Consider the following 14,110-nt stretch of genomic DNA (forward strand, 5'->3'; position numbering starts at 1 on the left):
CACTATCTCCCTCGAGAAACAGGTCGGGCAAATGTTGAAGGTGTCGCATATGAATTGCGTGACAATGTCAACATGGGAAACTGACGACACAGTGAGCGCGGGCCGAACGTCTTGTCGACGTTCAGCCATGCGGCGGCGGGCGCCGCGGGGACCGCGTCCGGGGCCGTCGGCGTGTTCCGTGGCACTGGCTGGGCGGCCAGGAGCACCGGAGCCGTGGTGTTGCGCGCCCCCTGGGGGAGAGCGGGTGCCGTGCCGCGCGGCTTGGTGCCCTTGTACTCGGAGCCGCCCAGATGGAGGCGGAAGGTGTGCTGGGCCATGCCCGGCACGGTGCACGTCGCGTGGAATGTCGCTCCCTTGGTGACCTTGTCCTCCGGTAACGAGGGGGGACGCTCTCCTCCTAGCTGCCCCAGCTGGTTATTGATCGCTTGCATCTGCTCGGGCGTGAGCGTCGCAGAGGCGACCACCGTCCGCAGGCCGGAGAACTTCACCGGCGGGATGTCCTGGCCGACCAGAGGAAGCTGGTCGAGCCCGAACTCGGAGTCATACTCGACCATGAGCACATAAGTGTGCCCGGAAGAAGGCTTCTTGACATCACCCTCACCGGTTGATAAAGGCGCGACGGCACGTGAAGGCTGCATGGAGACCGCTCCTCAAAGAAGGGAAAGAGTCACAGCACAACCGCGTGCGGCACCGGCAAATGGCCCTGGTGCCGCATGCAGCGGAAGAAAGACATGCGCGATGAGCAGGTGCGCTGACGGGGGATCAAGCGGGCAGCCTGGCGGTGACGGAGGGCTCAGCCGTTCGCCTCAACGGAGCGGCCCCGACAAGGGGCTGTGATCGCTTTGGCCGCCCCAGCAGGAGCGGAGCGCGCGTTGGCGATGCCGCTGAACACACGGCATATCTCAGCGAGGCGGAAAGCGGGAAAACCAGCACAGGCGAGCCTGCCGGGCAGCCTGCAGCTCAGCGCCACAAGACGAGCGGCAGCTCATGGGGACGTCCAGCATCGGGAACACATTTTACCGCTATACGGCAGCCAAGATCCACGCCAACGGCGTGGGGGCAGCGCATGGGTGCATTCGCGAATACCCGCGTGATACCGGATCGGCGAGCTTGCACCTACACCACAGCGTGCGTTACAGAGAGGGGAACCTCTGCCGCGGGCGCCTTCGCGCACCGTGCACCACGATCGAGACCTACTGTGACACATCGCACCTATCAGCGCAATAGGGATAGCTGGAACCCCCTGCTGCCACGGTGCAGAACAGCGGAGCCGCCCCCGACGGCAGGGCATGCAGCAACCTCACACGCCTTCCGGAAGGCACACGACTCCCCCTCGATGGCCAGACCGTTGCCCTGGGTCACCTTTACGGGACCGCACAGGACCCGACAACCGACCACACTGCAGCCATGTACGGCCTCGCGGGACTGCAAACCAGACAACTCACCACAGAGCAATCCAGTTGGAACCAATTCGCTAACCACTACAACGGATCTCACCCTGTGGCCCTACAGCTAGGATCGATCGCCCGCGCCTGCGGCAGCGTCGCCGCCCGAACGACCCAACACGCCCCTAACCTCGCGCTTTCACTTGGGGTGAGGGCGGTCACCGTGCCGTGAACGCGAAAGTGCCTCCTGACCAGGAACGATGAGACTTGTCGAGGGTCCAGCGAACACTAGACCACCCTGATCAGCACAAACGACCCACCGGACACGGCCTAATCCAGCGACGACCCCAGCCGGCCAGGCACCGGAGGGAGAGCGAGTCGAAGCCGAACTGAGCTGAACTGTGGGCCATGCCGGGCCGTGCCGAACCAGGTCCTCTTCCTCCGACTTACGCGGAGAAAGAGGTGTCGGCGCAGGAAAGTAGCTTGCCCACAGGGACTGACCTGGGGAAACACTCAAGATCACGAAAGGGGGGTTCACACCTCCGGTAGTACCTCCGGAGCACCCTTGGGTGCACCCGTGCAGACAACTGTGCAGACAACTGTGGGTGCAACCCTCCGCCGGGCCTGTCACCGAACGGCTTGCCCACGCCGCACGGGCCGGCCGGGCCGTCGAACCGGCGCCGATTCGGCGAGCTGCCGAGCCAGCGGGCCCGACTGATATGCCGTTCCGCCGCGCCGAGCACGAGGCGCTGGAGTTCGGCCGGTTCAAGGGCCTCGAACTCCCATTGGACCGGCCGGTCTTCATCTATGCCGGGCACCGGCCAGCCGACAGGGGCGGCCCGCTGAGTGCCTGTGCGAGATCCTCCGATTTGGAGGTGGGGCGTTGGCCAGGGGTTGCTACGGAGCTCGCTCCGGCAGCAAGCTCAGCAAAAAGCTATGGAGAGCCCGGTCGTGCGAGCGCGGCCGGGCCGCGCCGTGAGGCGGCGCCTTTGTTCCGAAGGCATCTACGCCGCCTCCGGCCCACTGCGGGAAGTTCTCGCACAGGCAGGTCCGGGTCAGAGGCGGGGTGCGGTGAATTGCGGGTGCATCCGATCGGCCGAAGCGAGGCGACAGAGATCGCTGTTACACCACCCGACGGACGCCATCCGTAAATGTGGTAGTCGATCTACGGGGTGGGGAAAAGGGCTGGTCGACCGCACAACGAAAGAGGACCGCCGTGAAGAAAGCCCGCGTGCTCGCCGCTCTCTCCGCGCCCCTGCTCGCTCTCGGCCTGGCCACCAGCGCCCAGGCCGATACGCGCTTGTCCGTGAACGACGACGGAGCCATCTACGGAACCCAGGGGGCAGTCGTCCGGGGGCAATTCTCGTGTGACTACCCCGAAGGGCGGGCCGTCATCGAGGTCGTCCTGTCCCAGGAGCTGGAGCATCTCATCCCCGCCACCGGAACAGGCGGGTCCGTCGTCTCCTGCCCGGCCAGCAACGTCAACTACGCCATCGGCGTCGAGGCGAGCACCCCGCTGCAATCGTGGGACACGGGCCCGGCTCTGGCGGTGGTGTCCCTGCGAAGGGTCGGAGGGGGAGCTGCCCTGGTGACTGTCACCAAGACGATCAACCTCCAGCTCCGCGGCTGACCTGCCTGTGCGAGAACTTCCCGCAGTGGGCCGGAGGCGGCGCAGACAAAGGCGCCGCCTCACGGCGCGGCCCGGCCGCGCTCGCACGACCGGGCTCTCCATAGCTTTTTGCTGAGCTTGCTGCCGGAGCGAGCTCCGTAGCAACCCCTGGCCAACGCCCCACCTCCAAATCGGAGGATCTCGCACAGGCTCTGACCGTCGAGTGCGGGGCACGGCGTAGGCGCGGGGCTACTCGCCGGTGAGAGGAAGGCGTTGGACTGGGCAACTGCTGCGTGCGCCCAGGCGCGTTCATCGCCGACGCCGGAGCAGCCGACGTCTTGTGCGAGAGCAGGACCGCAAGGGCACGAGTCTTTGGCCACGAGCCCGTACGAGGTACGCGTCGGACCGGGAACCGGAGCCGCGTACGACGAGGACCAGGATGCCCACCTCGGCGAGCCAGTCGGCGAACATGCGGCGCAGGGTGTCCTTCTCGGCCGCGAAGGAGAGCCCGGACTGTCGGCCAACGGTGCGTCCCTCGGCGAGCCCTGGGCGATTCCGCTGATCAGGTGGCTGGGCAAGCTCCGGCGGTGGCGGGTGGGCAAGCCCCCGATGGGCTTGGGCAAGCCGTGTGTGCGTCGCCCCAGATCATATATGTTCGATTCTTGTTCGATTACGGTGGGGGGTGGGAGGTGTCGCCATGGACGAGCAGCACGACCAGACCGTGGGGGCCGGGTCGCCGATCCTCCATCTGCGCTGCCCGCGCGATGTCGATCCCGAGCTGTACCGCCTGCTGCTCGGCCTGGTGGCGGATGTGACGCCGGTGGTGCAGGCCCTGCCGCCGTCCGCTGCCGTGGCGGACGCCTGCGGCAGCATCCGGTTCTTCGACCGTGACCCTGCCGAGCTGGCCCGGATGATCCGGGCGCGGGCCCTGGCCCTGTACGGCCTGCCGGTGACGATCGGGGTGGGGCCCAACTGGACGGTCGCGGCGATGGCCTCCCGGGAGCCGGAGCGGGGCGGCGTGCGTGCCGTCGGCTCCAGCCCGCAGGCGGTGGCCGCGTTCCTGCACCCCCGGCCGGTCGGTGAGCTTCACGGCATCGGCAGAGCCCAGGAGCGGACGCTGACAACGTACGGGATCCACACGATCGGGCTGCTGGCGAGCCTGCCGGAGGAGACGGTGAGGCGAGTGCTGGGCGGGAGGGCCGGCCAACTCTTGCAGGACCGGGCCCGCGGTATCGACCGGCGCAAAGTGGTGCCGGCCGAGCTGCCGTACAGCGTGGGCGCGCAGCGCCGCTTCCCCACCGACACCCTGGCGCCGGAGCTGGTGCGATCCGCGCTGCTGTCGCTGGCGGTTGAGCTGGGCGAGCGGCTGCGCAGTCGCCGGCAGGCGGCGAAAGCCGTCACGATGACGGTGATCTTCGCCGACCGCACCCAGCTGCACCGCAGCCGCCAGCTGCCCGGCGGCCCGTCCGCGCACACCGACGATCTGCGCGACATCACGTACGAGATGTACCGGGCTCTGGGGCTTCAGCGGGCCCGGGTGCGGGCGGTCGCCGTGCGCTGCGAGCAGCTGATGGACGGGGCCACCGTCGCCGAGCAGCTCTCCCTCGACGCCGCCCGGGAGCACCGGCTGCGCGCCGAGCAGGCCGTGGGCGCGCTCAACACCCGCTTCGGCTCCGGCACCGTCGGCCCCGCCGCAAGCTATCCGCGAGCTGGATGAACACTCATGCGACGTCAAGTCTGCGGCGATTCGAGCCCATGCGGCCCTCGGCTCGCCCCTGCGGTCGTGCGCCGACTTCAGTTTCCTCGGACGTCAGAATTTCCGGACAGGGAACCTTCAACATGGTCGTCCATGGCAAGGGGCCGGTCAGGGTATGGGTAGAGAGGTCGCCGCGACGCGTACTGCGGGGCTAGGTCGTGCGGCGTGACTTGGATTGGTGAGCGCAGCCAAACGCCAGAGGTCCGGACCCACCGCGCGGCCTGCCACCGGAACTGGGCGGAACGCAGGAGAACAGCTCGCTCATCGCTGTACGGCTCGCCGTCCGGCCAGAAGACCACGTACCAGCCGCCCCTCCCCCGCAGCGACTCCCACACACGCCGTACTCTGCCGGACCACCCGATGCGTTGCTCGTCGGCGTTCAATTCGTCATCCCCTCTGCCGGTGGACGCACGAGCCTCCACCGAGTACCGCAACAGAATTCCTTCTCTGCCTGCATCATTGGCAATCCACCATCCCAGCTAAACGCTCATCCGCCTTGAGGCCTTGAGGCCTTGAGCCGTTGGAGTCCACGCTGCCGTCGGCTGCCCGTGCGATGTGCGCCGGCGACGGAGGCAACGCGGTCAGGTGGGATTGAGCGGGGTGATGCCCGTTCCCGCGTACAACTCAGGCTCCAGCGACAGGACCGTGAGCGGCTCACCCGACTTAAGCGCCTGCCAGGCGATCGCCGCCGCATGAGCCACCGGCCACTCCACACCCGGCCAGTCCATCGCATCCACGGCGTGCGCCGCACTGAACGGGACGGCTTCCGCGAACCGCAGCGACGCGGCGTGCCTGCCCGCTCCTCCCACTTGACGCTCGGCAGCCAGAACGGACAGCGACGGGACCAGGACGCGGCCGGTTCCACGCGAGGCCTCGATGTACAGGCCGATGAAAAACGGGTCGGCCCGGTAGAGAGCGGTCAAGGCGGTGTGGTCCAGGACGGCCGTCAGATTCATGCGGCGGCGCCGCCCTGATGGGCACGGATCTTCGCCCAGGCGTCCTGGCCGGCTTCCTTGACCTGCTCGCTGTACTCGATCCCGAGCTCCCGGGCGGCCTCCAGGGCGCGCTGCTCGCGCTCGGCAGCCGTGGGCTCGCGGGTAGCGAGCTCCTCCAGCAGCTCCATGATGGTGGTGCCGCGCTCTTCAGCGAGGGTGCGCAGACGATCGCGCACCTCTTCACTGGTCTTGATGCTCGTCGGCTTACTCATACCAACGATTCTACCGCCGGTAGAGCAGATCGGTCTGCACTTCTCCCTCTCTGGCGCCATGAACCGGACAGGCCCTGAAGGAAGCAGCCATCCCGAGGCCTGGAGCACTACCGGAACCACCCAGAAGCACACTTCCGCAGTTAGCCCGTTGCGGTGCTTGGCCACCAGCCCATCGCCCTCTCACCGGCCCGGGGCGACGCGCTCTCGTACGCGTCCGGCCGGTGCAACAGGATGACGATGTCGGCGTCCTGCTCCTGGCTGCCCGACTCACGCAGGCTCGGTGCGGAGGCGGAGTTGCAGGTCGCGGAGTTCGCGCGGGGGAAAGCCCACGGTGCGGTGACTTTCGCGGGAGGTGGTGCCGCGCAAGGCCGACACTGACTCTCGGTGAACCTGGCCACGATCAGCGGTGCCGCGGTGGGTGAGGAGGTCGGGATCAAGGACGTGCCCCGGCCTGCGCTGGCACTACCTCCCCCCGCTCGAACACCACCTCGGCACACCGCACTTCACCCCCAGCGCGCTGCTCCTCGGCGCCGACTCGGTAGCCCACCGCCATCTGGCCGCGCTCACGCCCTCCAGACCCGGCTCCGAGCCGGCCGTGCAGCCCGCCCGCACGCTGTAATCCACCGCAAGCCCCCTGGCCCCGAGCCGATGAACGGCTCGGGGCCTTCGCGTGCCGGGCCCGTTGCGATGTGCGTGGTGCCAGCCCGGGGCCGCTGCGCTCCGCCTCGTGCCTGCGCTGGGTGTACGGACTCCCCCTCACCTCCGTCACCGAGCTCTGCCCGCACTGCGCGGGACACGCCCCGAGCTGCCGGTGGGTTCCCTCCCCCTAACTGCCCGCAGCGGCCGAGCAAAGGTCAACACCCATAACGCACCTGCCGAACCAACGGCTACACCGGTGACACCGGCGACAGCCCAGGTCAGCGCCTCACACCAGACGATCAACACGGTCAGAGGGCGAAAGAACGGTGACAACGCAGGTCAGTGGCTTCCCCAAGGCTTGCGCCACTCGGAGCCCGGAACCCTCATATGTCCGCTGACCTGCACTGTCACCGCCGTAGCCGATCATGCGGCGAGAACGGGGACGGATCAGCGCTCGGTCGCCGGCGCGGACGACGGCCTGGAGGTGGGCACCGCCCCGATCTGGAAGGCCTCAGCGAGCGGGGTGCCGGGGAACAACCGGGCAACTTGCTTGGTGAGCACCAGCATCACGTCAACGAGCGGAGTGCTGTCGCTGAGGACGGTGCCGATCCAGAAGAAGCCAGCAGCGGGAACGGTGAGCAGCAGCAGCCACGCAGACCACCAGAACACGGTCGCCACGCTGAGCACCGCGGCGACGGCGGAGCCGACACCCCATGCCACGCGGAACAGGCGGCTGAAGACGCTGTTGAGATTGACGCTCCAGGCGTAGGGCGCCTCCTCCCGATGCAGTTTCGCGCGCAGCAGCGGCCAGTACTGGAAGTACAGGTCCCACGGGTCGACCAGCAGTAAAACGCCGGCCAGGGAGAGGCCCGTGCCGAACCCGCTCCACGTGCGGCCGATGCGGGTGGTGATCGCGTAGTCGAGCATCGCGCCGCCCATTATCAGCAGGCCGCCCAGAGCCCGGCCGGTGAACAACGCGATGGTCTGCCAGACCTGAAGCTGGCGGGCCTGCTCGGAGTCCTGGCCCTCGGGAAGGTCGTCGGCGATGCGCTCGCGGCGCTGGACACCGTCCTTGAGGAAGTCTTCGGCGGTGCGCAGCGCCCGGTCGACGTCGGCGAGGAAGTACTCCTCCTGCAGTTCCGGCGGCAGCTGGGCGCTCTGAACGTTGGGGGCGACGTCGATGCTGGTGGTCGGCATCGAGGTACGCAGCTGCGCGAGCTCCTCCTGGAGGACGGTGGCCTTGGACTGGGCGCGGCTGGCGAGAACTTCAGCTTCCTGCCGCGCCTGGCGGGCCAGCTTGAGTTCCTGCTTGGCAACGCGCAGTTGCTCGCTCAGGGTGTCGATCTGCTCCTGTACGGCGGCCGGAGCTGCGGACAGTTCATCGAGCTGCGACTGGAGGCCGGCCACCAGGCGCAGCAGGAGCAGAGTCAACTGGTGCGCGCTGACCCGTTCCTGTTCGAGTTCGAGGGCGCGGTCGGTCATGACCGCGAGCCGGTCGTTGGTCTTCTCGATTACCGCGAGTGCCCCGCCCGGGGCGGCCGGAGCCTTTGCGGGTGGCGCGGCGGGCGGCTTGTTGGCGGCCTCCCACAGGCGGAACGCCTTCTCGAGGTCCAGCGCCTGTTTGCGGGGCTCGGTGACGACGGCCCGGACCACGGCATCGACGAAGGCCTTCGGTGGCACCTTCCCGCTCAGGTTGTCGCTGATCGTCGACTTCCCGTACATCACGGAGTCCTGCAGCTGCCGCAGCGTGACGCCGTGGAGATCGATCAGGCCGCGCAGGAACTGGGCTAGCTGAGCGGCCTGCTCCGTCTGGGCACGCAGCGGCGCCCATGCCCGTCCCCGGCCCTTGCGGCCTGCCATCGCGCCCCCCGGCTTTGTCCGGCCGTGTCCCGGACAAAGAGCTCCTTGTCCGGAGTTCACCTGGTCGAAGGGTACGGACAAAGTGCCGGACACACACCAGGGCGCAAGGCTCATGACTGGAACCACCCGGTTCCCCAACCCGACCTCGTCCCCTGGGAGTTGCCCCGCATGACCCGCCCCGCCACTCTGGCCGCCACCCGATCCCGCCGCGTCGCGGCCCGCACCGCAGGCCCCGGACAGCTGACGATCCCCGTGAAACGATCACGCGGTGGCCGCTCGCGCAGCAAACTGCCCCGCATGAGCGAACTCGCAATCGATACCGGCGACGGCGGCCGGGTCATCGACCTGCGCCGCGAACCAGACGCAGCCGGGCGTCTGCCCCGCGGCAAGGCCGCCGGCCGCTACTGCTGCTGCGCCTGCGGTGCCCAGCTGATATTCACCGGCCCGGCCACCGAGCACTCCGGCTTCACGCCTCGCTTCCGCCACGACACCAGCACCCCCGGCACCGACCGGTGCAGTGCACCCGCCCCCCGCCAGGCCGACGTCCAGGCCGACCTCACCGTCATCCTCGATCTCCGCGACCAGTTGGTACGCGCCCTGCCCGGCGCTACCATCTGCCTCCAGATCGACCCCCATCTCGCCGGACAGCGCTGGGACCTGCCCCCGGCCCTGGTCGTGAGGCGCGGCGACGACGTGGTCGTCATCGACCGGCCGCGCCGCCTGCTCACCCAGCCCGCCGTCGACGCTCGCCTGCAGGCCGTGCGCACCCAGTACGGGCAGAAGGCAATCCACTGGTGGTTCTTCGACCGCACCGACTCGCTGCACTACGAGGCGGCCGGCACCGTCAACGTCCGCCCCCACGGCAAGCCCGACACCCACCACAAGGTCCGCCCCACCCCCGCCCAACGGCAGATCATCAAGGTGGGCAGCGCGGTCTGCTGGATCACCCAGGACACCGTCCTCATCCCCTACGGTGGCCACCCCGGCACTTACCCCGTCCTCGAAGGCGAGGACTGGAGCGGCGAGGTGGCGTCCTGGGCGCGGGACTGGAAGATCTCCCATCCCTACCCGGGCGACGGCGCCGCCTGGTGGGGCCTGATCCCCGTCCCCCTGCTCGTCCTAGGCCAGCACACCGGATTCCGGCCCGCCCCCGCCTTCCATCTGATGGCCGCCCTGGAAAGCGCCCAGCACGGCCGCGAAGCCCACCGCCGCCGCCTCGCCCTCGACAACGCCCAACGCCCCGCAGCCGAGGCCCACAGCGCGGTGCCCGACCCGCTCCCCCTTGACGCATCAGCGGACCAGGCAGCTCGCCCGCCCGCTCCATCGGTGCCGCTGGCACCGGCGGCCGCCCCCACGCTGCCGGTGCCGCCCCGCCCCGTCCTGCCGCCCGCCCCGCCGCACCCGCCCCTCCCCCGCGTCCCCGCAACGCCCCGGCGCCGGTTCTCCTGGAGCCGCCTGCTCCCTTGGCGCTGGCGCCGGTGACCAGCACCGCCGGTGCCAGCGGCTCTGGGGCGGCCTATGCGTCGACCGGTTCGCAGATCGTGGCCGTCCCAGAGCGGATTGTGAAGATCCCGCTTCCTGGAGGGGAGGCGACTGAACGTGCCTTGAGGTCCTCGACATCTGTAGATGCCGGCCAGCGGGTCTTCGCGACGGACCAGCGCACGCCGTCCAAGTCGACGCCCGCCAGCACAGCGGTGCGCAGGTCGGCTGTGGTGAAGTCGTCCAAAAACGCCTTCACCTGCGCGAAGTCGAGTACGGGGAAGTCGTGGACATCCAGCTCATGGATGAAGATCCCGCGCACCCGCTCGGAGCATTCATGGCTGAGGTGCCGGACAGCCCAGTCGCCCCGCCGTACAAGGGCACTCAAGTCGTCAACGAGGGCGCGCGGGCGGTCCACAAACTGGTTGAGCTGCTCTGCTCGTTCACGCTCGGCCCGCCGCGCCGCACGAGCCTCCAGAAAAAACCGGCGGTTGCTCGCCCTGGGAGGGGAAGAGAACTCAACAGCCAGGCCGCTCGCACCGGCAAGTTCCCCCGATACTCGCCGGATGTCCACAAGCACCGCGTCAAGGGCCTCGTCAAAGCCGTGCCGCACGAAACCCTTCGCTTCCCACAGCACGTCGCAGATCTGCTCCGCACGATGCTGGAGCTTGCGCGAGAGGGTCCGTGCCTGCTCGAAGTCGTCCACGACGCTGCCAGACAGCACGCCATCAAGCCGACGGACCAGTCTGTGGACTTGCTGCCAGTCCGTGAGTGCCACATCAAGCGCTTCCAGCGCCTCGTACCCCGCAACGACAGACGGGCGTACACGCAGGGCGATCCGAGCCCCAGGGCTCACCCTCGCCAGGACCTCCCGGACTGAAGCAGGCTCGCGGGATGAGGAAGCGACTGGCACCGGCAGGTGCCTGGCCAGAGGCGTTTGCGGGAGGATCGCGGCGAGTCCGGCTTCGACGTTAACCACAGCATCCAGGCCTTCCACCAGGGTCTTGTGGCTTGAGTGCAGCAGCACCTCCCGCAAACCGGCCTCGACATCCAAAAAACCACCGACCGCATCGAGAAGAAGACTCTGCTGATCAACGATCCAGCCCTCGACAACACCACCGTCGCCGACCGTGATCTCGTCACCGGTCACTGCTCCTCCTCCCACCTGTAAAGCCGCTCCACTGCTGCCCGACGGGCCTTCTTCAGGCTCGCCCGTACCGCCTCCGGAGTGAGGTGGAGCTGCTCAGCGATCTCGGACGGGGTGAACCCGCTGAACGTCCACGCGAGCACCTGCCGCTGTCTGGCCGGAAGGCCCCTCAGGACGTGCAGAGTCTTCTGCTGGCATTCCCATTCGCTCACCGCATCGGTCCGGGGCAGCAACGAGGTCGGTTCGGGAACCTCGTCGACCAGGTCCTCCCGCACATCGGAGATCTTGCGGACCAGAGAGCGGGAGGCGACGGTATAGACCCACGGCCGGGGATGCTGGATGTCATCCCACCGTTGGTAGGCCTTGACCATCGTGGCCTGGGCAATGTCGGCAGCATCGGCCACGCTGGCGCCGTGATTTACCAAAAACGCCACCAGAGGGCGCACCGTACTGCGGTAGAACGCAGAGAATTCCTGGTCGGTTGCCCACTGCTGACGGCCCTGCTGATACAGCGCTCCCCACCGGGCGGGTGACGACGGGGCCGGTAAATCCCCGCCACCCGCCAGGTCGTCCTCGCTCATACGCCACCCCGTGCCTTCCCGGCCGGTGCTGTGAGCAGACGCATCCGCAGCAGCTGCCCGTTCATGCCCGAGGTCTCAACCTCGAGGCGGCCGCCGGCCCCGGCGGCCCGAAGCGCACCCGTCAAGCACCGCTGCCGGGCCAGTTCCTGCTGCACCCGCCAGCGCAGCCGCAGCCACAACCCCAGCAGTCCGCATCCCTTCGCCGTGACGATCGAGATGATGGTGACAACGACCGTTGCCGAGTCCACGCGGGTCTCCCTCTCCGTTGGGCGCGGACCCCCAGAAGGCCCGGCATGAGCTAAGAGCCCACAGGTCCCACCAGCGTGAACTCCCCCAGAAACAAAAAGAGTTGCCGCAGGTCACCCGGCTAGTGACACACGTCACTAGCCGCTGTCTTCACCGTTCGGCGCCCGCGCAGACCCCTCTCCCGCGTGGGATACAGCCGGGAGGGCCGGTCCGATGTCAGAGCTGGCTGCCATCATCCGGCCATGCTCATCAGCCCGAAATCAGCGTGCGCCACCTTCGGGGACCTCACCCAGAACTGCGTGCTCCCCCTGGTCCCGGACCTTCTGCTCCGCACCAAGTCGCTGATCCACCACGGCCACATCGTCATCGGTGACGTGGCGCTGCGCGGCTACAAGCACAAGGCGCGCTGGATGTACGACGACCGCGATGTCCATCGCGCCGGCCGTGCGCTCACCGACCTGCGCATCGACTTCGGCGACCTCGCGGAAGTCCGTCTGCCTGAGTACGCCGACTCCCGCATACATAGGCATCGGGGATCACACTGACTGGCGCCGCCAGCTGATGTCCTGGATGTACGACGCGGCCTTCCACAAAGCGATGAGGGAACGCCGCGGCTACGACCCTGACCGGCCGTCCTACCGAATTATCGGGGACAACGGCCTGCCCGGCGGGCTCACTCTGGCCGAGTTCGTCGAAGCCCGCAGCGACATGCCGCACATGCACAACATGGCGGGCACCAAGCCGCGAGGCTTGCTGTCCCGGTCAGTTGGCCAGTGGCCAGGCTCTCTCGTACGCGGCCGGAAGACACCTCGGTCCGCGGCTCAAGTACGAGACGCGACAGCAGCGCGGCCTCGTTCGTGCACCTCCCGCGCCTGTGGGTTTGCCGTGTACGGCTTCACGGCGGCGAGCATCGCGCGGAACCGGTCATCGCACCGGCCGGACTGGACGTGCGGGTGCTCGTCGAGCATCTGATGCCAGTGCCCGCACGCCTCATCCAGTCGCCCGACTTCGAGCTTGCGCTCCGCGAGGAGCCCGAGGTGGCGGACCCGGCCGCGCCGGTAGACCGCGTGCCGGGAGCGGTCGGACTCCTCCAACGCCTCGATGGCCGCGCGCCTGTCGCCGAGCGCGTGGCGGACCTGGGCCACGTGGTAGGCGAGCGAGGAAGGGTCGTAGGACCCGAACGCCTTCGCCTTGGATTCGGCTTTCTCCATGGCGACTTCCGCCTCTTTGATCTTCACCAAGGCAGTGGAGCGGTCGCCGTCGGTGGCCGCGGCATGGGCTTGCTGTCCAGCCAGGAACGCCCGCATCCTGGGCCCCGCTTCCGGAGACGCGGCGGAGGCGGCGTCCCCAAGGCGTACGGACAGGTGGGCATGGCCGAGGTCGACAGCCTGCACGCTCATCCCGCGCAAGGTGGTGCAGTACGTCAGATGGTCCCGGGCGGCGGACGAGAGTTCGAGCGCTTTGGTGTAGTAGCGCTGGGCGAGGCCGTCGAGGCGTTCATCCATCGCCATGTACCCGGTCAGGTACAGGTGGTCGGCGGCGGCCGACAGCATCGCCCGCCGCACGTCCTCGGGAGCCTGGGCGCGCAACGCGGGGGCGATGGTGTTGACCAGGTACGCGGCGGCCATCGGGCGCGCGGTGCGGCCGCCGAACTCGTCGTCGATCTCGCTGATCTTCTCCGTCATCGCGGCCACCGCGTCGACTTCGCCGTACCCGATCCTGATATGCGGGTCCCGGCGTACGGCCTGGAACCGGTCGGCGGCGTCGGCGTACTCAGGGATGCCCAGCACGAGGGCCGCCGAGAACAGTCCGGCGGCCCCCAGTACCGACCGGCGGGATGGGTCCATGTCCGCGCTCCCCAGTTCGATCAGAGCCGCCGCCGTATCCACGCCAGCGCTGCTACCGGCGCCCTGCGGACCACGGAATCCTGTCTCTGCCGGGGTCACTGGACGGCGAAGACGCCGGGCGAACGCTTCCACGACCAGCGGACGCACCCGGGCACGCGGCATCGTCCCGGACAGCCAGTGACACACCGACGAATCGTCGTACCGCAGCTCCAGCCCCGCCTCGGTCCCGGCGCGGTTTACCGCCCGTGCCAGCTCCCCGTTCGTCCACCGCGCCTCACTCATCAACTGCTCAAGCAGCGTGTTCGGACTGCGGTCGCCGGTCATGGCAGGGCTCCTCCCTGAAATTCAAGGCTT

13 protein-coding genes and 1 pseudogene are annotated in these 14,110 nt (G+C 68.4%); 5 read left to right on the plus strand and 9 right to left on the minus strand.

Annotated elements, in window-relative coordinates; all coding sequences use genetic code 11:
- Positions 1 to 2 precede the first annotated feature (2 nt).
- Entirely contained in the window at positions 3 to 638 is a 636-nt protein-coding gene (locus BG418_RS11880; protein ID WP_188273763.1) for a hypothetical protein, read from the minus strand.
- A 1,963-nt stretch (positions 639 to 2,601) separates the two neighbouring features.
- Here BG418_RS11880 and BG418_RS11885 point away from each other — a divergent pair.
- Entirely contained in the window at positions 2,602 to 3,015 is a 414-nt protein-coding gene (locus tag BG418_RS11885) for a hypothetical protein (RefSeq protein ID WP_188273764.1), read from the plus strand.
- A gap of 676 nt (positions 3,016 to 3,691) precedes the next feature.
- A complete protein-coding gene (locus BG418_RS11890) occupies positions 3,692 to 4,711 on the plus strand; it encodes a hypothetical protein (RefSeq protein WP_188273765.1) in 1,020 nt (339 codons plus the stop codon).
- Between the two features lie 620 nt (positions 4,712 to 5,331).
- On the opposite strand, the gene BG418_RS11895 is transcribed toward BG418_RS11890, so the two are convergent.
- The 3 genes and pseudogenes from BG418_RS11895 to BG418_RS11905 form a co-directional block, all read right to left on the minus strand.
- Positions 5,332 to 5,706, minus strand: coding sequence for a PIN domain-containing protein (locus BG418_RS11895; RefSeq protein WP_188273766.1), 375 nt, complete (start codon positions 5,704 to 5,706; stop codon positions 5,332 to 5,334).
- The gene (locus BG418_RS11900; RefSeq protein ID WP_188273867.1) at positions 5,703 to 5,957 is read right to left on the minus strand and encodes a hypothetical protein; all 255 of its coding nucleotides are present in this window, start codon (positions 5,955 to 5,957) and stop codon (positions 5,703 to 5,705) included. Before BG418_RS11900 ends, BG418_RS11895 begins: the two co-directional genes overlap by 4 nt.
- Positions 5,958 to 6,086: 129 nt before the next feature.
- Positions 6,087 to 6,232: pseudogene (locus BG418_RS11905) on the minus strand (DnaB-like helicase C-terminal domain-containing protein); the annotation flags it as partial.
- A gap of 143 nt (positions 6,233 to 6,375) precedes the next feature.
- On the opposite strand from BG418_RS11905, the gene BG418_RS11910 reads away from it, so the two are divergent.
- A complete protein-coding gene (locus BG418_RS11910) occupies positions 6,376 to 6,576 on the plus strand; it encodes a hypothetical protein (RefSeq protein WP_188273767.1) in 201 nt (66 codons plus the stop codon).
- Between the two features lie 467 nt (positions 6,577 to 7,043).
- Here the strand turns inward: BG418_RS11910 and BG418_RS11915 are convergent, their stop codons facing one another.
- Positions 7,044 to 8,456 carry a hypothetical protein gene (locus BG418_RS11915; protein ID WP_188273768.1) on the minus strand — a complete coding sequence of 471 codons (1,413 nt, stop codon included), beginning with the start codon at positions 8,454 to 8,456 and terminating at the stop codon, positions 7,044 to 7,046.
- Positions 8,457 to 8,753: 297 nt separating this feature from the next.
- Here BG418_RS11915 and BG418_RS11920 point away from each other — a divergent pair, with 297 nt between their 5' ends.
- Positions 8,754 to 9,938: a hypothetical protein gene (locus BG418_RS11920; protein WP_188273769.1), complete on the plus strand. Its 1,185-nt coding sequence runs from the start codon at positions 8,754 to 8,756 to the stop codon at positions 9,936 to 9,938.
- Between the two features lie 34 nt (positions 9,939 to 9,972).
- On the opposite strand, the gene BG418_RS11925 is transcribed toward BG418_RS11920, so the two are convergent.
- The 3 genes from BG418_RS11925 to BG418_RS11935 are packed head-to-tail and all read right to left on the minus strand — an operon-like array spanning position 9,973 to position 11,911.
- The gene (locus BG418_RS11925; protein WP_188273770.1) at positions 9,973 to 11,085 is read right to left on the minus strand and encodes a hypothetical protein; all 1,113 of its coding nucleotides are present in this window, start codon (positions 11,083 to 11,085) and stop codon (positions 9,973 to 9,975) included.
- A complete protein-coding gene (locus BG418_RS11930) occupies positions 11,082 to 11,663 on the minus strand; it encodes an RNA polymerase sigma factor (RefSeq protein ID WP_188273771.1) in 582 nt (193 codons plus the stop codon). Before BG418_RS11930 ends, BG418_RS11925 begins: the two co-directional genes overlap by 4 nt.
- Entirely contained in the window at positions 11,660 to 11,911 is a 252-nt protein-coding gene (locus tag BG418_RS11935; protein ID WP_188273772.1) for a hypothetical protein, read from the minus strand. Before BG418_RS11935 ends, BG418_RS11930 begins: the two co-directional genes overlap by 4 nt.
- 240 nt (positions 11,912 to 12,151) lie before the next feature.
- On the opposite strand from BG418_RS11935, the gene BG418_RS11940 reads away from it, so the two are divergent.
- Entirely contained in the window at positions 12,152 to 12,454 is a 303-nt protein-coding gene (locus BG418_RS11940; RefSeq protein WP_188273773.1) for a hypothetical protein, read from the plus strand.
- A 276-nt stretch (positions 12,455 to 12,730) separates the two neighbouring features.
- On the opposite strand, the gene BG418_RS11945 is transcribed toward BG418_RS11940, so the two are convergent.
- The gene (locus BG418_RS11945) at positions 12,731 to 14,080 is read right to left on the minus strand and encodes a tetratricopeptide repeat protein (RefSeq protein ID WP_188273774.1); all 1,350 of its coding nucleotides are present in this window, start codon (positions 14,078 to 14,080) and stop codon (positions 12,731 to 12,733) included.
- Between the last annotated feature and the right edge of the window lie 30 nt (positions 14,081 to 14,110).

Origin of the sequence: Streptomyces sp. CBMA152, from assembly GCF_014596475.1 — a bacterium.
GTDB lineage: Bacteria > Actinomycetota > Actinomycetes > Streptomycetales > Streptomycetaceae > Streptomyces.